General features: G+C 72.7%; 18 protein-coding genes. 8 read left to right on the forward strand and 10 right to left on the reverse strand.

Going from position 1 to position 19,156, the window contains the following annotated elements; translation table 11 throughout:
- Positions 1-180 precede the first annotated feature (180 nt).
- Positions 181-504: an ArsR/SmtB family transcription factor gene (locus ACZ4Z1_RS16080; RefSeq protein ID WP_468487214.1), complete on the reverse strand. Its 324-nt coding sequence runs from the start codon at positions 502-504 to the stop codon at positions 181-183.
- A 162-nt stretch (positions 505-666) separates the two neighbouring features.
- On the opposite strand from ACZ4Z1_RS16080, the gene ACZ4Z1_RS16085 reads away from it, so the two are divergent.
- The 6 genes from ACZ4Z1_RS16085 to ACZ4Z1_RS16110 all read left to right on the forward strand — a co-directional run bounded on the left by ACZ4Z1_RS16085 (position 667) and on the right by ACZ4Z1_RS16110 (position 7,365).
- Entirely contained in the window at positions 667-1,962 is a 1,296-nt protein-coding gene (locus ACZ4Z1_RS16085; RefSeq protein WP_468487215.1) for a M18 family aminopeptidase, read from the forward strand.
- Between the two features lies 1 nt (position 1,963).
- On the forward strand, positions 1,964-3,952 hold the full coding sequence (locus ACZ4Z1_RS16090; protein ID WP_468487216.1) for an AfsR/SARP family transcriptional regulator: 1,989 nt from the start codon (positions 1,964-1,966) through the stop codon (positions 3,950-3,952).
- 211 nt (positions 3,953-4,163) lie between these two features.
- Positions 4,164-5,123, forward strand: coding sequence for a hypothetical protein (locus ACZ4Z1_RS16095; RefSeq protein WP_468487217.1), 960 nt, complete (start codon positions 4,164-4,166; stop codon positions 5,121-5,123).
- A 137-nt stretch (positions 5,124-5,260) separates the two neighbouring features.
- Positions 5,261-5,953 carry a DUF4232 domain-containing protein gene (locus ACZ4Z1_RS16100; protein ID WP_468487218.1) on the forward strand — a complete coding sequence of 231 codons (693 nt, stop codon included), beginning with the start codon at positions 5,261-5,263 and terminating at the stop codon, positions 5,951-5,953.
- A gap of 96 nt (positions 5,954-6,049) precedes the next feature.
- Entirely contained in the window at positions 6,050-6,280 is a 231-nt protein-coding gene (locus tag ACZ4Z1_RS16105; RefSeq protein ID WP_468487219.1) for a DUF6458 family protein, read from the forward strand.
- Between the two features lie 428 nt (positions 6,281-6,708).
- On the forward strand, positions 6,709-7,365 hold the full coding sequence (locus ACZ4Z1_RS16110; protein ID WP_468487220.1) for a DUF4232 domain-containing protein: 657 nt from the start codon (positions 6,709-6,711) through the stop codon (positions 7,363-7,365).
- Between the two features lie 39 nt (positions 7,366-7,404).
- Here ACZ4Z1_RS16110 and ACZ4Z1_RS16115 read toward each other — a convergent pair whose 3' ends face one another.
- Together ACZ4Z1_RS16115 and ACZ4Z1_RS16120 are read right to left on the reverse strand one after the other, a co-directional pair.
- Positions 7,405-9,252 carry an NHL domain-containing thioredoxin family protein gene (locus ACZ4Z1_RS16115; RefSeq protein ID WP_468487221.1) on the reverse strand — a complete coding sequence of 616 codons (1,848 nt, stop codon included), beginning with the start codon at positions 9,250-9,252 and terminating at the stop codon, positions 7,405-7,407.
- An 88-nt stretch (positions 9,253-9,340) separates the two neighbouring features.
- Positions 9,341-9,529, reverse strand: coding sequence for a hypothetical protein (locus ACZ4Z1_RS16120; RefSeq protein ID WP_468487222.1), 189 nt, complete (start codon positions 9,527-9,529; stop codon positions 9,341-9,343).
- Positions 9,530-9,674: 145 nt separating this feature from the next.
- Here ACZ4Z1_RS16120 and ACZ4Z1_RS16125 point away from each other — a divergent pair, with 145 nt between their 5' ends.
- Positions 9,675-10,169 carry an LURP-one-related/scramblase family protein gene (locus ACZ4Z1_RS16125; RefSeq protein WP_468487223.1) on the forward strand — a complete coding sequence of 165 codons (495 nt, stop codon included), beginning with the start codon at positions 9,675-9,677 and terminating at the stop codon, positions 10,167-10,169.
- Positions 10,170-10,191: 22 nt separating this feature from the next.
- Here ACZ4Z1_RS16125 and ACZ4Z1_RS16130 read toward each other — a convergent pair whose 3' ends face one another.
- Positions 10,192-10,980, reverse strand: coding sequence for a carbon-nitrogen family hydrolase (locus ACZ4Z1_RS16130; protein ID WP_468487224.1), 789 nt, complete (start codon positions 10,978-10,980; stop codon positions 10,192-10,194).
- Between the two features lie 144 nt (positions 10,981-11,124).
- On the opposite strand from ACZ4Z1_RS16130, the gene ACZ4Z1_RS16135 reads away from it, so the two are divergent.
- A complete protein-coding gene (locus tag ACZ4Z1_RS16135; protein WP_468487225.1) occupies positions 11,125-11,949 on the forward strand; it encodes a maleylpyruvate isomerase family mycothiol-dependent enzyme in 825 nt (274 codons plus the stop codon).
- 77 nt (positions 11,950-12,026) lie between these two features.
- Here the strand turns inward: ACZ4Z1_RS16135 and ACZ4Z1_RS16140 are convergent, their stop codons facing one another.
- From ACZ4Z1_RS16140 to ACZ4Z1_RS16165, 6 genes are all read right to left on the reverse strand, one after another.
- A complete protein-coding gene (locus ACZ4Z1_RS16140) occupies positions 12,027-13,346 on the reverse strand; it encodes an MFS transporter (RefSeq protein ID WP_468487226.1) in 1,320 nt (439 codons plus the stop codon).
- A complete protein-coding gene (locus ACZ4Z1_RS16145; RefSeq protein ID WP_468487227.1) occupies positions 13,343-14,050 on the reverse strand; it encodes a GntR family transcriptional regulator in 708 nt (235 codons plus the stop codon). The genes ACZ4Z1_RS16140 and ACZ4Z1_RS16145 overlap by 4 nt, the downstream gene beginning before the upstream one ends.
- Before the next feature lie 84 nt (positions 14,051-14,134).
- Complete coding sequence (locus tag ACZ4Z1_RS16150; RefSeq protein WP_468487228.1) at positions 14,135-15,811, reverse strand: MFS transporter; 1,677 nt, start codon at positions 15,809-15,811, stop codon at positions 14,135-14,137.
- 90 nt (positions 15,812-15,901) lie between these two features.
- The gene (locus tag ACZ4Z1_RS16155) at positions 15,902-17,374 is read right to left on the reverse strand and encodes a UDP-glucose dehydrogenase family protein (protein ID WP_468487229.1); all 1,473 of its coding nucleotides are present in this window, start codon (positions 17,372-17,374) and stop codon (positions 15,902-15,904) included.
- Between the two features lie 243 nt (positions 17,375-17,617).
- On the reverse strand, positions 17,618-17,941 hold the full coding sequence (locus tag ACZ4Z1_RS16160; protein ID WP_468487230.1) for a hypothetical protein: 324 nt from the start codon (positions 17,939-17,941) through the stop codon (positions 17,618-17,620).
- A gap of 154 nt (positions 17,942-18,095) precedes the next feature.
- Positions 18,096-19,094, reverse strand: a complete 999-nt coding sequence (locus ACZ4Z1_RS16165; RefSeq protein ID WP_468487231.1) for an NAD-dependent epimerase/dehydratase family protein — start codon at positions 19,092-19,094, stop codon at positions 18,096-18,098.
- Between the last annotated feature and the right edge of the window lie 62 nt (positions 19,095-19,156).

The raw sequence follows: 19,156 nt of genomic DNA on the forward strand, positions 1-19,156 counted from the left end.
AAGCCCCGTCCGGAAAAGCACGGCCTCCGGAACGCTCTCACAGCCTTCTCAGACAAGCGCGCCAGACTGGCGTTGCCCGCCTCCCATCCCCCGGGGAGGCGGGCATCGTCGTTCGGGGCCCGCCTCGCCCCTCGGTGAGGGGGCCGGCCCGGCGGGCGCCCGGCCCGGCTCGCCGAGCCGCTACGGCAGCCCGCCCGGGTTGTCCCGGACCAGCCCCACCAGCCCCGGGTAGCGGGCCTCGACCTCATCGCGGCGCAGCGTCGCCGCCCGGCTGTTGCCGCGGTCCACCTGGCGGATCAGCCCCGACTCGCGAAGGACGCGGAAGTGGTGGCTCAGAGTCGACTTGGAGACCGGGAACCCGAAGGACGCACACGTACGCGCGGTGCCGTCGGCCTCCCGGGCCAGGCTCCGCACGACCTCGTACCGCAGCGGGTCGGCCAGCGCGGCCAGCACCGTGCGCAGGGTCATCTCGGCGGGGGCCGGGTGGCCCTCGGCATCGGGCATCGCGGCGGCTCCGGTCGTTCCGTACGGTGCGAGGTTCGCCTTTCACCGTACCCAACTGCCTGCCCACCGGACTGCCCGAAAGGGCAGCACGGGTTCCCATACCGTGATGCATGCCGATTCGCATACCGGGGAAGGGCACCCGCCAGTCCTTATGCTGAAACCATGAGCCATTCCCCTCGCTTCGACCGCGGCCACACCGACGACCTGATGTCCTTCCTCGCCGCCGCCCCCTCGCCGTACCACGCGGTGGCCAACGCGGCCGAGCGGCTGGAGAAGGCGGGCTTCCGGCAGGTCGCCGAGACCGACGCCTGGGACGGGGAGAGCGGCGGCAAGTACGTCCTGCGCGGCGGGGCGATCATCGCCTGGTGCGTACCGGAGGGCGCCACCGCCGCCACTCCGTTCCGCATCGTCGGCGCCCACACCGACTCGCCCAACCTGCGCGTCAAACCGATCCCGGACACCGGCCACCGCGGCTGGCGGCAGGTCGCCGTCGAGGTGTACGGCGGGACGCTGCTCAACACCTGGCTCGACCGCGACCTCGGCCTGAGCGGCCGCGTCACGCTGCGCGACGGCAGCACCCGGCTGGTCAACGTAGACCGCGCGCTGATGCGGGTCCCGCAGCTCGCCGTCCACCTGGACCGCTCGGTCAACGCCGACGGCCTCAAGCTCGACAAACAGCGCCACATGACGCCGATCTGGGGCCTGGGCGAGGTGCGCGAGGGCGACCTGGTCGCCTTCGTGGAGGAGGAGATCGGGGTGCCCGCCGGCGACATACGCGGCTGGGACCTGATGCTCCACAGCATCGAGCCGCCCGCCTACCTCGGCCGCGACCGCGAGCTGGTGGCCGGGCCCCGGATGGACAACCTCCTGTCCGTGCACGCCGGTACGGCCGCGCTGGCCGCGGTCGCCACCTCCGGCGACGAACCGCCGTACATCCCGGTGCTCGCCGCCTTCGACCACGAGGAGAACGGCAGCCAGTCCGACACCGGCGCCGACGGCCCGCTGCTCGGTACGGTGCTGGAACGTTCGGTCTTCGCCCGCGGCGGCTCCTACGAGGACCGAGCCCGCGCCTTCGCCGGCACGGTCTGCCTGTCCTCCGACACCGGCCACGCCCTGCACCCCAACTACACCGAGCGGCACGACCCCGGCCACCACCCGATGCCCAACGGCGGCCCGATCCTGAAGGTCAACGTCAACCAGCGCTACGCCACCGACGGCAGCGGCCGCGCGGTCTTCGCGGACGCCTGCGAGCGGGCCGGCGTGCCGTGGCAGTCCTTCGTCTCGAACAACGCGATGCCCTGCGGCACCACCATCGGGCCCATCACCGCGGCCCGGCACGGCATCGCCACGGTCGACATCGGTGTCGCCATCCTGTCGATGCACTCGGCGCGCGAGCTGTGCGGCAGCGAGGACCCGCACCTGCTGGCAAGCGCCCTGACGGCCTTCCTGGAGAGCTGAGTTGGACTTCTCCCTGCTGGGCCCGATATCCGTCACCACCGGCACCGGTGAGCTGGCACTCGGGCCCGCCAAGCGGCGCAGCGTGCTCGCGCTGCTGCTGTTGCAGCCCAACACCACCGTTCCACTGGAGCAGTTGATCGACTCGCTCTGGGAGGAGGAACCACCCGAACACGCCCGTACGGTCGTCCAGGGCCATGTCTCACGGCTGCGCGCGACACTGGCCGGGGGCGGCGCCGAGGCGTACGGCATCGAACTGGCCACCCACGGCTCGGCGTACCTGCTGCGCCTGCCCGAGGAGCTGATCGACGCCCACCGCTTCGCCGAACTGGTCGCGCTGGCCCGCCCCGAGGCGGCCCCCGGCGACGCGGTGCCGCTGCTGCGCGAAGCGCTCGGCCTGTGGCGCGGCCCCGCGCTCACCGGCACCGTCACCAGCCCGCCGTTCGCCGCTGCCGCGCACGCCCTGGAGGAACAGCGACTGGCCGCCACCGAGGCGCTGGCCCGCGCACACGGCGCGCTCGGCGAGCACGAACAGGCCGCGGCGATCCTCTACACGGCCGCGGTCAACAACCCGCTGCGCGAGGGGATGGTCGCCGAACTGATCCGCGCGTTGTTCCGTACGGGACGGCAGTCGGACGCCATGGAGTGGTTCCACCGGACCCGGCGGCTGCTCGACGAGGAACTGGGCGTCGGCCCGGGAGCGCGGCTCAAGAGCGCGTACGAGGAGATTCTGCGCGCGGAGGAAGCGGAGGCCGGGGGCCGTGTGCGGGGTGACGCCGGGCCCGGCGCCGGCCGGGGTTCCCGAGCGGCCGACGGTGCCCGGGCGGCAGCGTCGGCGGGTGGCGATCGCACACCGGATGATCCTCGCGCGGCGTCCGGTACCGCCGCTGCCGACCCTCGCGTACCCGCCCAAAGAGGGCGCGGGCCCGCGGGCGGTGCACCCGGCCGGACCACCGGACCGCCCGCCGTACCCCGCCTGCTGCCCCGGCCACCCGCCCGCTTCCTGGGGCGCGAGCAGCAACTCGCCGCCCTGACCCACGTGGTGCAGTCCGCCGTACCCGGCGAGAGCCCGCTCGCCGTCGTCACCGGACCGGCCGGCGTCGGCAAGACCGCCTGCGCGGTCCAGTGGTCCCACACGTACGCCGGGGCCTTCCCCGACGGCCAGCTCTTCGCGGACCTGCGCGGCTTCAACGAGGGCGCTGCGGCCGAACCCGTGGAGATCCTGCGGGACTTCCTGCTCGCGCTCGGTGCGCCCCCGGAGCGCATACCGACGTCCGCGCAGTCGGCCTCCGCGCTCTTCAGGTCGCTGGTGGCCGAACGCCGGATGCTGGTCGTCCTCGACAACGCGCAGAGTTCCGCACAGGTACGCCCGCTGCTGCCCGGCGGCGCGCACTGCGCGACGGTCGTCACCAGCCGCAGCCGCCTGGACGGCCTGGTCGCCACCGACGTCGCCCGGCCGGTGCCCGTCCAGGCGCTCGGCGCGGCGGAAGGCAGCGCGCTGCTCGGGGCGATGCTCGGCGCGGAACGGGTCGCCGACGACCCGGACGCCGCCCAGGAACTCGTCGCCCTGTGCGACGGGCTGCCGCTGGCCCTGCGCGCAGCCGCCGCGCAGCTGACCGCCCGCCCCCGCTGGCGGCTGGCCCGGCTGGCCGCCGCCCTGCGCGACGAACGGCGGCGCCTGGCGCTGCTGTCCGCCGAGGACACCGGCGTCGCGGCGGCCCTGCGGATGTCCGTGGCCCGCCTCTCCGCGGACGACGCGCGCCTGCTCAGAGCGCTCGCCGCGAACGCCGACGGCCATCTGAACGCGTCTGTCGCGGCGGCCCTGGCCGGTTCCGACCCGGAGGACATCCAGGAGAGCCTGGACCGGCTCACCGAGATGCACCTGGTCGACGAGGAGTCCACCGACGTCTACACGATCAGCACCCTGACGCAGCTGTTCGCCCGCGATGAGGGGGCGGATGGAGGGGGCGCCGGAGGGAGTACCGGGGGCTGAGGGAGCGCCGGGGACTGAGGGACGGGGCACGGTCTCCAGGCCGGGCACGGGGTAGGGCGGGGTACGGGGGGAAGGCCAGGCACGGGGCAGCGGGCACGGCGGAAGGCGGAATGGGGCGGGGCCCGACGAACCCGGAGATTCCGTCGGCCCCCGGTCCCCTCGTCCGGCTCGATCTGTTCCCTTCCCGGCCGGTTCCCCCTACCGTCTGCGGATGCGCATGATCAAAAGCCGCTCCGCAGCCGCTGCCGCCGCTCTCGCCTGCACGGCGTCCCTCGTCGCCGCCCAGTCCGCCACCGCGCGGACCGCCGCTGCCGGTCCGGCGGCCGCGGTCCGCGCCCCTGCCTGGCAGCAGGTGGGGGACGGCATCACGTCCGGGGTCAGCGGCCTCGCCGTCGTACCGGGCGCCCGGGCGGGCCGTACCGATCTCCTCGTGGCCCGCGACAACAAGGAGCCCGGCGAGAACCGGCTGGCCACCGTACGCCTGCGGCCCGGCGACCGGCCCCAGGTGCAACCGCTGGCCTGGGAGGGCAGCCAGGCACCCGTCGACCTGGAGGCGCTCGACGCGGTCCCGGGCCGGCCCGGTGAGTTCGTCGCCCTGTCCAGCGACGGTACGGGCCACCACCTGCGTCTGAACGCGGACCGGACCGCGGCGCGCACGCTCGGCACCTTCACCGTTCCCGGCGCCTCGCAGGGCGACAATTACGAGGGCTTCGCGCTCACCTACCGGGCGCACCGGCTCGTCGCCGTCTGGGCCGACCGCGGCCAGGACAGCCGCCCCGGCACCCTGCGGGCCGCCCGCCTCGACCTCGCCCGCCACACCTTCTCCGCCCCGGTCGCGGCGGAGTTCCGCGCGCCGTACCCCGCCGAGCACGTACGGCACATCAGCGACCTCAAGATCGGCGCGGGCGGCGCGCTCAAGGTCTCCTCGGCCTCGGACAACGGCGACGACGGCCCCTTCGACTCGGCCCTCTACGACGCGGGTACGGTGTCCGTCGACGGCCGGGGCACGGTACGGCTGTCCGTACGGAAGGCCCCGAAGCCCATCGGCCGCTACACCGGCCACAAGATAGAGGCCCTGGCCTGCCTGCCGCACTCCCGCAACGGCGTGCTCGGCACCGACGACGAGAACGCCGGCGGCGCGCTCCGCACCGTCTCCGGCGACCCGTGCTGAGACGCTGCCCGCCCGTGCCGAGCCGCTGCCCGGCAGCAGCGCGCCGGTTCCGTTAGGGAAGCGTTAGCCAGGCGCCAGGGGCGCACGTCAAGGTGGCAGCACACCATGGACCGAACGCAGCGACCCCGGGAGACCCCATGCCGCGCCACACCGTTACGGAGGCCGCCACCGCCCACCGCGCCCGCCACCGTGCCGACGGCGGGCGCGCCCGTACCCGTACGCTGCGGACCGCTGCCGCCGGCTTCACGGCAGTGGCCGCGCTCGGCCTGCTCACCGCCTGCGGCGGGCAGGAGGCGCTCAAGACCAGCGACGCCAAGCCGTTCCATCCCTTCGGTAAGGACTCCGGCGGCTCGGACGAGCCGCTGGGCCCGGGTATGCCCAGCGGCTCCCGTACCGACCGGGCCGCGAGCAGCGGCTCCCACCCGGCCTGCGGTCCCTCGAAGGTGGTGGTCGCCGCCAAACCGCTCCCCCAGCCGCCCGGCCGCCTCCTCCTCCAGGTCACCAACACCTCCAGCGCCCCCTGCGACCTGTACGGCTTCCCGCGCCTGCGGGGCGGCAGCGACTCCCCCGCCACCGCGCCGAGCGGCAAGCGCGCGCCCCGCACACCGCTCGCCCTCTCTCCGGGCGGCACCGCGTACGCCGCCCTCACGCCGACCTCCGGCGGCCCCGCCCAGGAGGTGCGCACCCTGTCCGTCGGCTTCACGGACCACGCCGGGCACGGCATACCCGGCGGCCCCGCGCACGTACGGCTCCCCGGCGGCGTCCGCGTGGACGGCGGCGCGCAGGTCACCTACTGGCAGTACGACGTGAACCGCGCGATCCGGCCGTAGCGGCGCGGCCGCCCCGTCACGCGATTGGCGCCACCGGCCCCGGGTACCCGGTCAACGACCGGCCCGGAACATCCAATTGCGTACGGAGGCACAACCATGGGCATCGGATGGTGCATCGGTCTGCTCGCGGTGGGAGGCATTCTCACCTTCGCGGTGGACTGGCACATGGCCGGAGTCAACCTCCACCTCGTCGGCCTGATCCTGATGGCGGTCGGCATCATCGGTATCGCGGCGTACGTCAGCATCTTCAAGCGCCGCCGGATGCAGCCGCCGAGTCCCGCGGCCCCGGTGGTCGAGGAGACACACCGGATGCACTACGAGGACTGACCGGCAGGCCCCGGAAGGCAGCGGAGGGAAACCATTCAGCGCTCGCACTGCCCCTCGCGGAGCGTTACGAGACGCCCGGTGCCGGCATGTTCGCGCCGGACGTGGTGGACCCGGCCGTGGACCGGCTCGCGGAACGCGCGGACGGGGGGCCGGGACACCCGGAATTCCCGTCCGCCCGTCAATGAAGGGGCCGCCGAGGATTGACGGCCGAATCCCATTCCACCCGCATGATCATCGCAATTGGCCGACCCTCAGCAGCCTGAACATCAATTTACGCAGAAAAGCGACAACGCCGGGCACTGATGACGGAATGCCCCCGACGGCCCTGGTGTCCCGCTCCCCACTCGCTAGGGTGTCGTTGCCATGTCATCGTCACACGCACCGCCGAACGCGTTCCACCGATCGCAGTGACACCGCTGGGGGACCCCATGACCGTACGCCGATCCCGTCGCTCCGCCGCGTATGCGGCGCTGGCCGTGGCGATGGCCGGGTCGCTTGCTCTGACCGGCTGTTCCGGGAATTCGAAGAGTAAGAAGAGTACGAAGAAGTCGCCGTCGAAGTCGTCGAAGAGCAAGAAGAAAAAGATCATCGGCGGGGGCGCGGCAGCGGGCGCGGGTGCCGGGGCGGCGGCCGGGTCGCGGAGTGCGCGGGCGTGCGGTCCGGGGATGTTCCGTTTCGAGGTGTATTCACACACGCCGAACGATCACGTGGTGATCAAGGCGGTGAACACCAGCAGCACCCGTTCCTGCCTGGTCCACAACCACCCGCTGATCCGCTTCGGCGGCGCCAAGGACCCGCTGCCGCTGCTCAAGGGCAGCACTGCCATGGGCGGGGACGTGGAGACCGTCCGGCCCAAGGGGACGGTCTGGGCGAGCATTCCGACCGCCACCGCCGCCCAGAAAGGCAGCGGCAAGAAGACGTACGCGACGATCGAGTTCAGCGGCAGCGATCTGAACGGCGCCCCGAAGGGGCCGCCGCAGCGCGTCGACTTCCGTAACGCGCCGGTCGCGGTCGGCGCCTCCCAGGTCACGTACTGGCAGAGCACGCTGAACCGGGCGGAGAGCTATACGAAGCCGAAGGGGTGAGGGGTAGCGGTCCGAGCCGGCGGCCCGGACCGCACCGCGTCACTCCGCGCTCGCCTCGTCCATCCCCGCCAGCACCAGCGCCAGCCGGTCCGTGCCGCCCTCGACGACCCGTACCGGCACGCCCCAGTCCTGCTGGTGCACGTGGCAGGCCGGGTACTCGACCGCCGGGTCGTCGTCGCAGGACGCGGCCATCGCGGAGACGTGCAGCACACCCTCCGTCACGCCGTCCGCGAGGACCAGGTCACGGCTGAGGTCGGTGTCCGCGCCGTCACCGGAGGCCAGCAGCTCCGGCGGGGTCGAGCTGACCAGCAGGCGGGTGGACGGGCCGTACCGGAGGTCCAGCTTCTGGCCCGCCGGGGCCTGGAAGATGACGTCCAGCCGGAGCTTGCCGGGGCCGACCTCGGTCGCCGCGCGCTGCGTACGGTGCGCGACCGACTCGACCCGCACGGCCTCCTCGGGCAGTCGCAGCCGCGTCAGCCGGTGCCGCGCCGACTCGACCACGACGATCTCCGGGTCGCCGGAGCCCTCGTCGCCCACGAGCACCGCGTCCGACGGCTCGCGCAGGTCGGTGGCGAGCGTGGTGACCTCTCCGGTCGCCGGGTCGTAGCGGCGCAGCGCGTGGTTGTACGTGTCGGAGACGGCGACCGAGCCGTCGGGCAGCGCGGTGACGCCCAGCGGGTGCTGGAGGAGTGCCTGGGACGCGTCGCCGTCGCGGTGGCCGAAGTCGAAGAGGCCGGTGCCGACCGCCGTGTGCACGACGAGGTCGGTGTCCAGCCAGCGCACGGCGCTGGTCTCGGAGTCCGCGACCCACAGCCGGTCACCGGCCGCCGCCAGCCCGGACGGCTGCGCGAACCACGCCTCGGCGGCCGGGCCGTCCACCAGGCCCTCGTTCGTCGTGCCGGCGACCGCCTCGACGGTCTCCGTGGCCGGGTCGTACGTCCACAGCTGGTGCACGCCCGCCATAGCGATCCACAGCCGGTCCTGCCACCAGGCCACGTCCCACGGCGAGGACAGGTCCACCTCGCGCGCGGGCCCGGAGGTCGCCGAGCCCTGCCACCACTGCCTGCCGGTCCCGGCCACGGTCGCGATCGCACCGGTCTCCGGGTCGAACGTGCGGATGGCGTGGTTGACCGTGTCCGCGACAGCCACCTTGCCGTCCGGCAGCAGCGCCAGGCCCTGCGGCTCGCTGAAGGAGTCCGGGCCGAGGCCGCGCTCACCGCTGCCGATCCGGCGCAGTACGGTCTCGCCGTCCGCGGCCAGCTCCACGAGCTGGTGCCGGGTGGTGTCGGAGACCAGGAACGTGCCGCCGGGCAGGCGCAGCGCCTTGCCGGGGAAGCGCAGGTCGGTGGCGACCGGCTCCGGCGGTACGTACGGCCCGTCGCCGCGCCGCAGCGTCCCCTTCGCCTCGTGCTCCGCCTCCAGCTCCGCGACCAGCGTCTCGATGGCGTGCGCGTGTCCCTCACCGGCGTGCTGGGCGACGACGTACCCCTCGGGGTCGATGACGACGAGCGTCGGCCAGGCCCGGACCGCGTACTGCTTCCAGGTGGCCAGCTCCGGGTCGTCCAGCACCGGGTGCTCGACCTCGTACCGTTCGACGGCGTCCACGACGGCCTGGTGCTCGGCCTCGTGCACGAACTTCGGCGAGTGCACCCCGATGATCACCACGGTGTCCCGGTGCCGCTCCTCCAGCTCCCGCAGCTCGTCCAGGACGTGCAGGCAGTTCACGCAGCAGAAGGTCCAGAAGTCGAGGACGACGATGCGTCCCCGCAGGTCACTAAGGGTGTAGTCCTTACCTCCGGTGTTCAGCCAGCCGCCCTTGCCGATCAGCTCGGGGGCACGGACACGGGCACGGCGCGGGGTGTTCGGGGCGGGGGCGGCGTCGTTCATGGTTCAAGGGTGCCACTGGGGGATGAACGGGCTGTCACGGGAGTACTGCGTGTGAGACGGCCGGCATGACGGCGCGGCTCGCCCCACCTCAGGTCCACCCCGCCTCCAGCTCCGTCCCGTGTTCCGTGCTCATGTGGTGTTTGATCAGGACCCGGGCGTCCGTTTCGGCGCTGCGGTCGTGGGTGGCCGCTGCGCGGCGGCGTGCTGTGTCCAGGCGGGTGCACCGGGTGCAGCCCGGTTCAGGGGTGAACCGCCGTTTCGTCGCCGCGTCTGCCATGGGGTCATGGTCCGCGTGTGGTGGCCCGTGGTGGGGAAGGACCCGCGCACAGGGCGGGCAAGGTCACCTGGCTGCGCGGGCCGGTGGCGGCGTGTCCCGGGCGGTGCGGGCCGTTTGCCGTGGCTCGGCCGGGAACATGGCCGGCATGAAGTTTCTCGTGCACGACCGGATCTTCGGCATCGGTGACGATTACTGGATCGACGACGAGCACGGACGGCATACCTATCTCGTCGACGGCAAGGCGCTGCGGTTGCGGGAGACCTTCGAGCTGAAGGACACCGAGCGGCGGGTGCTGGTGACCATCCGCAAGAAGTGGTTCGCCCTGCGGGACACCATGACCCTCGAACGGGACGACCGGCCGCTGGCCACCGTCCGGCGCAAGCGGCTGTCGCTGCTGCGCAACCACTACCGGGTGGAGCTGGTGGACGGCACGGAGCTGGACGTCAGCGGCAAGATCCTGGACCGCGAGTTCGCCGTCGAGTACGACGGCGAACTGCTGGCGGACATCTCGCGCCGCTGGCTGTCCGTACGGGACACCTACGCGGTGCACGTGGTGCGGGAGGACGCCGACGCGGCGCTACTGATCGCCGTCGCGGTGTGTGTCATCCGGCTGGCGGAGCGGGAACGGGGGGAGGAGTGACGGCCGGGGGCCTCGCCTGCGGTTACGGGGTGCCCAAACCGAGGACGCGGTCGCGCAGGGCCGGGAAGTCGGCGCGGGTCTTGGCCACTTTGGCCGGATCCAGCTCCACGGTCAGTACTTCCTCGTACGGGCCGGCCTCCGCGAGGACCTCGCCCCACGGGTCGACGACGACACTGTGGCCCGCCTGTTCGACGCCGCCGTTGGTGCCGGCGGTGCCGCAGGCCAGTACGTAGCTCTGGTTCTCGACGGCGCGGGCGCGGGCCAGCAGGGACCAGTGCGCGCGGCGGCGGGCGGGCCAGCCGGCGGGGATGACGAGGGTCTGTGCGCCGGCGTCCACCAACTGCCGGAAGAGTTCGGGGAAGCGCAGGTCGTAGCAGGTGGCGAGGCCCAGGATCGTGTCCGGGAGGGGGACGGTGACCGCCGTGTCGCCCGCGCCCATCAGGACCGCCTCGCCCTTGTCGAAGCCGAAGCGGTGGATCTTGCGGTAGGAGGCGGCGAGCCCGCCGTCCGGGGAGAGGACGAGCGAGGTGTTGTAGAGGGTGCCGTCGGGGGCCCGCTCGACGAAGGAGCCGGCGTGCAGCCAGACGCCCGCGTCCCGGGCGGCTTCCGACATCGCCTGGTAGGTGGGGCCTTCGAAGGGTTCGGCCTCGTCGGCGAACGTCTCGAACGCGAAGGCGCCGACCGGCCACAGCTCGGGGAGGACGACGAGATCGCCGGCCGTGCGCTCGCGGACCAGTGAACCGGCCCGCTCGCGGCGCGAATTGGCCGGTTCCGCCGGGTCCACGTGCATCTGGATCAGTGAAGCGCGCACAGTACCACCGCCTAAGCATTCGAGCCGGTACGCCGTCAAAAATCGACCTACGATGGTCACCCGAAAGCGCTGCCCGGGTGCCCGTGCGCAGCGTAACTTAACTGCACAGACAGCAGCCCGCGTACGAACCGTCCGAGGGGTCCCGTGACCGTCCATCCCAGCCTGCAGCCCTCCATCGACGCCTGGACGCACTCCATCGAAGCGATATCCGAGCTGGTCAAGCCACTTGTCGAAGGGGAGTGGAACCGGGCGACGGACCTCCCGGGGTGGTCCGTGCGCGACATCGTCTCGCACATCATCGGCCTGGAGAGCGAGATGCTCGGGGACCCCCGGCCCATCCACTCGCTGCCGCGCGACCTCTACCACGTACGCACGGAATTCGCCCGCCGGATGGAGCTCCAGGTGGACGTCCGGCGGCACCACACCGGTCCGGAGATGACCGCCGAGCTGGAGTACATGGTCATCCGCCGGGCGCGGTCGCTGCGCAACGAGACCCGTGATCCCGAGACGGTGCTGCGTACCCCGCTCGGTGAGGACCGTTCGCTCGCGTACGCCCTGCGGCAGCGAGCGTTCGACGTCTGGGTGCACGAACAGGACCTGCGCCACGCGCTGAACGTGCCCGGCAACCTCGACTCCCCGGGCGCGCAGCTCACCCGCGACCTGCTGCTGCTCGCGCTGCCGAAGGTGGTCGCCAAGGACGCGGGCGCGCCCGCCGACGCGGCCGTGGTCTTCGACGTGAGCGGCGCGCTGGAGTTCATGCGGACGGTCCGGGTGGACGCGCAGGGCAACGGGACGATCGACGCGAGCGTCTCGCTGGGTCCGGCCGTGACGCTCTCCATGGACTGGGAGACGTTCTTCCGGCTGGCCTGCGGCCGGGTGCGGCCCGCCGCCGTCGCCGAGCAGGTGAAGATCGACGGCGACCGGCCGCTGGCCGAGGCGGTGCTGGCGCACTTCGCGATCACGCCGTGACGAGCGGGCCGTAGGGCACGGATACGCGTAGGGCACGAGTACGCCACAGGAGCCGGGACCGCGTTGCCGCCGCCCCCTCACGCCGGTACGTGCACCGCCTCCACCCGGCTGGTCACCAGCCGCTCCCGCTCCCGCCGGTACGCCTGGCCGCGCAGCCGCAGGATCTGGGCGGCGCCCAGCGCCTCCAGGACGAAGACGGAGGCGAACGCGATCCGGTAGTTGTCGCCGGTGGCGTCCAGCAGGACGCCGATGGCCAGCAGGGTCGTCATGGAGGCGGTGAAGCCGCCCATGTTGACGATGCCGGAGGCGGTGCCCTGGCGCTCCGGCGGGTTGGCCGGGCGGGCGAAGTCGAAGCCGATCATCGAGGCGGGCCCGCAGGCGCCGAGCACCGTGCACAGGACGATCAGCAGCCATACGGGCGCGTGGTCGGCCGGCCAGGCCAGTGTGAGGGCCCACAGCAGTGCGGTGGCGGCGACGGTGCCGAGCGCCAGCGGCGTACGGGCGCTGTGGTGGCGGGCGATGACCTGGCCGTAGACCAGGCCGACGACCATGTTGGACAGCACGACGAGGGTGAGCAGTTCGCCCGCTTCGCCGCGCGTCAGGCCCTGCGCCTCGACGAGGAACGGCAGGCCCCACAGCAGCAGGAAGACCATGGCGGGGAACTGGGTGGTGAAGTGCACCCACATGCCCAGCCGGGTGCCGGGCTCGCGCCAGGCGTCGGCTATCTGGCGGCGGACGAAGGCGGCGCCGGTGTGTGTGGCGGGCGCGGGGGCGGGCTCGTAGCCCTTGGGGTGGTCCTTGAGGAAAGCCAGCACCAGGACGAGGACGGTGACGCCGCCGAGCGCGCTGGACGCGAAGGTCGGCGTCCAGCCGAAGGTGTGCAGCAGGCGGGCCAGGACCAGGGTGGAGACGAGGTTGCCCGCCATGCCGATGAGGGCGGCGATCTGGGCTATCAGCGGGCCCCGGCGGGCCGGGAACCAGCGCGCGCCCAGCCGCAGCACGCTGATGAACGTCAGCGCGTCACCGCACCCGAGCATCGCCCGCGAGCCCAGCGCCATGGCGTACGACTGCGACAGCGCGAAGCCGAACTGGCCGACGGTGTACAGCACGACGCCCAGGATCAGCACCTTCTTGGTGCCGAGCCGGTCGACCATCAGGCCGACGGGTATCTGCATGCCCGCGTAGACGAGCAGTTGGAGGATGGAGAAGGTGGAGAGCGCGGAGGCGTTGATGTGGAAACGTTCCGCCGCGTCCAGTCCGGCGACGCCCAGGCTCGTACGGTAGGTGATCGCGACGAAGTAGACGGCGACGCCGATGCCCCAGACGGCCATGGCTCTGCGGCCGCCGGGCGGGTCGCCGGGCAGCAGGGTGCCCTGGCCCGTGGTGGTGCTGCTCATCGGACGTCCCCTTGGGCCAGGTTCCGCACCCAGCTGACGTGGCGGTGCACGGCGTTCACGGCCGCCGCCGCGTCCCCGGCGCGCAGCGCCTGGAGGATCTCCCCGTGCTCCGCGATGTTCTTCGCGATCCGGTCCGGGTTGGCGTGCATCACGGCGACGCCCATCCGCAGCTGCCGGTCCCGCAGCTGCTCGTACAGCCGGTCCAGGATCTGGTTGCCGGCGCTGCGCACGATCGCGGCGTGGAAGCAGCGGTCGGCGACGGAGACGGCGGCGAGGTCGCCGGAGGCGGCCAGCTCGATCATCTTCGCGAGCTGGTCCTCCAGCTCGGCGATGAGTGCGGGTGAGGCAGGCACGGCCTTGCGCGCGGCGTGCTCCTCGACCAGCAGCCGGGTCTCCACCACGTCCGCGATCTCCTGCGCGGAGACCGGCAGGACCATGGCGCCCTTCTTCGGGTAGAGCTTCAGCAGCCCTTCGACCTCCAGGCGCAGCAGCGCTTCCCGTACGGGCGTACGGGAGACGCCGACGGCCTCGGCCAGCTCCCCTTCGGTGAGCAGCATGCCGCCTTCGTAGTGCCGCTCCAGTACGGCCTGCTTGACGTACGCGTAGACGCGCTCGGCGGCGGGCGGGGCTTTGGCGGGGGCGGGAGCGTTCGCGGTGCGTGAGGTGTCCGGGGCAGAGGTGACCGGAGCGGCGGCTGAGGACATGCGCACAGCATAGATACAACACGTATGCGTCCGGGAGGGCGGTCCGGGATGCGGACGGGAGCGGTGGCCGGGCGCAGGGGGCGCTCAGTGCTGGTGGGCCGACACCTCCTCGGCGCGGTCCAGGGCGTACGCCCAGATCAGGTGGCGTACGCGGGGAGCGCTGCCGGGCCGGGTCAGGCTGCGGGCCCGCATCTCCAGCTCCTGGTCCTCCTTGGTACCGCGTTCCAGGTGCTGGCGCAGGTGCTCCCGCTCGGAGACGACGGTGAACGTCTCCAGGAACAGCGTCGGATCGTCCATGTCCTCGTACAGGCCCCACATGGTGGCGCCGGTCCGCCGCCGGGCCTGGCCGACCGGCCGCATGGCCCGGATGAACGCCTCCGCGTCGGGCCGGTCCACCCGCCACTCCACGATGACCAGGACGGGCCCGATGTTGCGGCCCGGCGTCTGCATGCTCTCCGGTTCGGGCCAGTGCTGGACGTGTTCCATGTCGATGTGGCCGGTGGGCATCGGCATCGTCCGCATGCCCACGACCGTCGTCAGCGCCAGCCCGATGCCCGCGATCACGAACGCGCTCTGGACGCCGAACCAGTCGGCCACCAGGCCCCAGCCCACCCCGCCCAGCGCCTGGCCGCCCATGAAGACCAGCTGGTAGTAGGCGAGCGCGCGGGTGCGTGCCCAGACGGGGAGCAGGATCTGCGCGGAGGCGGAGAGGGTGGACAGCACCGCCACCCAGGCCAGGCCGGAGACGATCAGCGCGACCGCGGCAACGACCGACGACGCCACCAGTCCGATCACGGCCATGGTGGCCGCGTACAGGATCATGGCGACGGTGACCAGGCCGTTCGTCGTCGTACGGGGCCGTACCGCGGGCAGCGCCAGCGCGCCGCCCACCGCGCCCACCCCGACGCAGCCCAGCAGCAGCCCGTAGCCGCCCGCGCTCATGCCCAGCGGGCCGCGGGCGATCGCCGGGAGCAGCGCCCACAGCCCGCCCGCGAAGAGCATGAACAGCCCGGAGCGACCGAGTACGGCACCGAACATCGGTGCCCTGCGCACGTAGCGGGCGCCCGCGCGGATCGCGCCGCGTACGTGCTCCGAGCCCAGCGGCCGGTGGGTGGCGGGCCGCCGCCAGGCGTAGAGGACCACCATGACGCCCAGGAAGGACAGGGCGTTGATCCCGAAGGTGGCCGCCGGGCCCGCCGCGGAGATGAGCAGGCCGCCGAGGGCGGGGCCCGCGGCGCGGGCGACGTTGCCGTTGGCGCTGTTGAGGAGGGCCGCCTGGGGGATCTCGTCCCGGCTGACCAGTTCCGGCTGGATGGACTGGAAGGAGGAGATGCAGAACGCCTCGCCCACCCCCATCAGGGCGGTGAGCAGGAGCAGCAGCGTCGGGGTCGCCCGGTCGCCGGCGGTGACGGCGGCCAGCCCGGCCGCGCCGAGGAACATCAGCAGCTGCCCGCCGAGGAGCAGCCGCCGCTGGTCGAGGATGTCGCCGAGCGCCCCGGCGGGCACCACCAGCGCGAAGACCGGCAGGGTGGTGGCCGTCTGGACGAGGGCCACCTCCAGCGGCCCGCCGCCGAGGTCGCCCATCAGCCACTGGGCGCCGACGGTCTGCATCCAGGTGCCCATGTTGGCGGCGAGCTGGGCGATCCACAGCGCCCGGAACATCCGGCGGCGCATCGGGGCCCACGCCGACGGTTCCGGGCGGGCCGCCTCCGGGGGTGCTTCGTCCGGAGGCGGCTCGTCCAGCGTGGGTGGCTGATTCACCGGAAACGCTCTCCTCGCCGTGGGCACCGACCGCTGTGTCTCTGTGTCCGTACCCGCGACGGCCTCCCACCGTCCCTTACGTCCCGAGATTCACCGGTCTGGGAGAGGGGGCGGGGGCGGAGGCGAGGGCGGGGGCTCCGGAGGGAGACTGCGGACAGCCGCTTCCGGCGGGACAGCCGTTTCCGGGGACGGCGCCGCGCCGCCCCGGGTCCGGGCCCCGGCCACCGGACCGGCCCGGCCCCCGGCGACGGCCGAGGCGGGCAGCCGGGTGCCGATGCTGCGGTAGCGCACGGGCAGGTCCGCCATCTGCTCGGGGCTCAGGCAGTTCTTGCCGTCGATGACCAGCCGCGGCTCGTTCAGCAGGGCGGCCAGCGCCCGCCAGTCCGCCTCGATCGCCTGCGGCCACTCGGTCAGCACCACGGCGGCGTGAGCACCCTCGACCGCCTCCGCCAGGCCGGACGCCGGGCGGGCGCCGGGGAAGAGCCCGGCGATGGCGGCGATGTCGGTGCCCGGGTCCCACACCCGTACCCGCGCGCCCTGGCCGAGCAGCGCCGGGACGACCGTACGGCTGGGCGCTGCGCGCAGGTCGTCGCTCCAGGGCTCGTACCGTACGCCGAGCACCGCGATCTCCGCGTCCGCCAGGCCGTCGGCGGGCCCGTCGCCGAGTTCGGTGCGCAGCATCTGGACGGCCAGCCCGAACTGGGCGTCGTTGACGGCGATGGTGGCGCGCAGCAGCGGGGTCGCCAGGCCCGCGGTGCTCGCCCAGTGGGCCAGCGCGTTGGTGTCCTTGGGCAGGCAGGAGTCGCCGTACCCGAGGCCGGGCTGGAGGAAGGCGTGGCCGATCCGGGGGTCGAAGCCGACGCCCTGCATCACGTGGTCGATGTCGATGTCCGGGCCGCAGCACATGCCGGCCACCTCGTTCGCGAAGCTGATCTTCGTGGCGAGGAAGGCGTTGCTCGCGTACTTGATCATCTCCGCGCCGGACGGGGTGGTCTCCACCCACGGCGCGGCGATCCCCTCGTACAGCTCGCGCAGCGCCCGCAGCCCGTCCGCGCCCCAGGTACCGGCCACGATCCGGGCGGGTACGGCCCAGTCGTCCAGCGCACTGCCCTGGTTGAGGAACTCGGGGTTGTACGCGAACCGTTCACGCAGCCCCGGGTACGTCTCGGCCAGCACGGCGCTCGTACCGGGCGGCACGGTCGACTTCAGCACCACACAGGGCGCGGGCAGCAGTTGCAGGACCTCGTCCAGTACGGCCGTGACCTGCGACAGATCGGCTGAGCCGTCGGACGCTGGCGGCGTGCCGACGGTCACGAGAACGATGTCGAACGGTGTCCGCCGGTGGATTTCGGTGACGGAACCGCAGAAGTGCAGCCGCCCGGTGGCCTGCGCGGCCGCCAGTTGCTCCGGCAGACCGGGTTCGAAGACCGGCGCCCGGCCCGCGTCCAGGACGCGCAGCCGGTCCGGGTCCTGTTCGACGCCGGTGACGTGATGCCCTTGATGGGCGAGGGCGACCGCTCCGGTCAAGCCCACATATCCCTGTCCTACGACCGCTACTCGCATCACAAATCAGCCCCTTCGGTCCTGCTGATTTGATTCGCTCCGCCGCGAGAACCACGGGAACGTGCCACGCAACGAGGCAATTGTTCCCAGTGTGCGGGGAGCGGCGCGAAGGCGCAGCCGGAGCCGGCCTCCCGTAACGGGAAAGGCGCTCGGGGGCGGTATTCCGGCCGCCTCCGAGCGCCTTTCCGTCAACGATTACCGGTCAGCAATGACGCGTCACCGTACGTACGCGTTTCCCGCGGTTCAGCGCTTCCAGCTCGTACCGACCGACACCAGACGGTCCTTGCCGCAGTTCCCGCCGAACGACCACGAGCCGCGGCCGACCCAGGCACCGTGCTTCGCGTACGTCTTCCGCTTCGCGTTCCAGCACTCGGTCTCGGCGCGCGCCTTGCCGCTCCACACGATGCAGGACGCGGTCCACTTGTGCTTGTTGCTCTTCCAGTTGCCGCACGCGTAATCGTCGGATTTGGCGCTGGCGGGCGAAGCCGTACCGAGCAGCATGCCGCCGACGAACACCGCGGTGGCCGCGATTCCGGCCACCCGGCCACGCTTTCCCGAAATCCGCATTGCTTGACATCCCCGTTTCCGCCCGGCCTAGCCTGGGCGCATGCAAATGAAGGGGCACGCAACGGAATTGCGTGCCCTTGCGCCCGGCGCGATGTCGCGCGGACGCGGCGCCATTGTTCCACAACGAGCGTCTGGGGCCCCCGGCTCATACCCGTCAGGCTGTGCCGTCCACCGCCGCGCTCTGCCCCGCAAGCCAGGCCCGGTACCAGTCCACGGTCGCGCCGATTCCGCCCCGCAGGGGCGTGGGTGCCATGCCGAAGCGCTGCTCGAACGCGTCCGACGCCATCTCCTGTGCCTCGGTGTGCTGGTAGAAGAGTTCGGCGTACTCCGCCATGAAGGCCTCGTCGAAGCCTCCCCAGGGGCGCGGCTCCGTCAGCACCTCCGTCGCGAACGGGACTCCGGTGCGCTCGCGGATCAGCTCCAGCACCTCGCACACGGTGGGGGCGGGGGCCGTCGGCAGGTGCCAGACCCTCCCGTAGGCATCCGGTTCCTGCCCGAGCCGGGCCAGACCGCGGGCGACGTCCCCGATGTACGTGAAGCTGTGCGGCAGGTCCAGGCTGCCGAGGGCCATGACCGTGCCGCCGGTCAGGGCCGCCGGGAAGGTCGCCGCGCCCAGCGAGGAGTTGAGGACGCGCGGCCCGTAGAAGTCGGCGGCGCGGGCCAGCACGACCGGCAGCCGGCCTTCGTCGTGGGCCGCCAGGTACGCCTCGTCCAGCTGGGCCCGCATCCGTCCCTTGCGGGAGGTGGCCCGCCACGGGGTGTCCTCGGTCAGCGGCTCGCCGCCGGACGGGCCGTACGGGTAGAGGGTGTCCATCACCACCAGCCGGGCGCCGACCGCCGCCACGGCGTCCACGATCACCTTCTGGAGGGCGGGCATCACCTCCACCTGGAGTTCGTAGGCCACGTTGACGCAGTGGTAGACCACCGCGGCCCCGGCCACCGCCTCCCGCGCGGCGGCCGGCGAGCCCAGGTCGGCGGCGACGGCCTGGGCCCCGGGCAGTTCGCCGCGGCCGGAGCGGTCGACGGTCCGTACGCGCAAGCCCTGCCGCAGCAGTTCCTCGGCGAGCGTGGTCCCGGCCGGGCCGGTACCCAGTACGACGTGCAGCGGAGCGGACGACGTGACGGTGGACGCGCCGGGCGACGTGTCGGACATGAGTGACCCCTGACCTCGTAGGACGCGAGACGCCGCCGCGTCGCGACGCCATCCGCTTACGC

It is taken from the genome of Streptomyces sp. NPDC030165 (assembly GCF_055573595.1).

What these genes read in the sequence shown, in the direction of transcription:
- ACZ4Z1_RS16080 (WP_468487214.1), bottom strand. Translation starts at nt 504, where the DNA reads ATGCCCGATGCCGAGGGCCACCCGGCCCCCGCCGAGATGACCCTGCGC.
- ACZ4Z1_RS16085 (WP_468487215.1), top strand. Translation starts at nt 667, where the DNA reads ATGAGCCATTCCCCTCGCTTCGACCGCGGCCACACCGACGACCTGATG.
- ACZ4Z1_RS16095 (WP_468487217.1), top strand. Translation starts at nt 4,164, where the DNA reads ATGCGCATGATCAAAAGCCGCTCCGCAGCCGCTGCCGCCGCTCTCGCC.
- ACZ4Z1_RS16100 (WP_468487218.1), top strand. Translation starts at nt 5,261, where the DNA reads ATGCCGCGCCACACCGTTACGGAGGCCGCCACCGCCCACCGCGCCCGC.
- ACZ4Z1_RS16105 (WP_468487219.1), top strand. Translation starts at nt 6,050, where the DNA reads ATGGGCATCGGATGGTGCATCGGTCTGCTCGCGGTGGGAGGCATTCTC.
- ACZ4Z1_RS16110 (WP_468487220.1), top strand. Translation starts at nt 6,709, where the DNA reads ATGACCGTACGCCGATCCCGTCGCTCCGCCGCGTATGCGGCGCTGGCC.
- ACZ4Z1_RS16115 (WP_468487221.1), bottom strand. Translation starts at nt 9,252, where the DNA reads ATGAACGACGCCGCCCCCGCCCCGAACACCCCGCGCCGTGCCCGTGTC.
- ACZ4Z1_RS16120 (WP_468487222.1), bottom strand. Translation starts at nt 9,529, where the DNA reads ATGGCAGACGCGGCGACGAAACGGCGGTTCACCCCTGAACCGGGCTGC.
- ACZ4Z1_RS16125 (WP_468487223.1), top strand. Translation starts at nt 9,675, where the DNA reads ATGAAGTTTCTCGTGCACGACCGGATCTTCGGCATCGGTGACGATTAC.
- ACZ4Z1_RS16140 (WP_468487226.1), bottom strand. Translation starts at nt 13,346, where the DNA reads ATGAGCAGCACCACCACGGGCCAGGGCACCCTGCTGCCCGGCGACCCG.
- ACZ4Z1_RS16145 (WP_468487227.1), bottom strand. Translation starts at nt 14,050, where the DNA reads ATGTCCTCAGCCGCCGCTCCGGTCACCTCTGCCCCGGACACCTCACGC.
- ACZ4Z1_RS16155 (WP_468487229.1), bottom strand. Translation starts at nt 17,374, where the DNA reads ATGCGAGTAGCGGTCGTAGGACAGGGATATGTGGGCTTGACCGGAGCG.
- ACZ4Z1_RS16160 (WP_468487230.1), bottom strand. Translation starts at nt 17,941, where the DNA reads ATGCGGATTTCGGGAAAGCGTGGCCGGGTGGCCGGAATCGCGGCCACC.
- ACZ4Z1_RS16165 (WP_468487231.1), bottom strand. Translation starts at nt 19,094, where the DNA reads ATGTCCGACACGTCGCCCGGCGCGTCCACCGTCACGTCGTCCGCTCCG.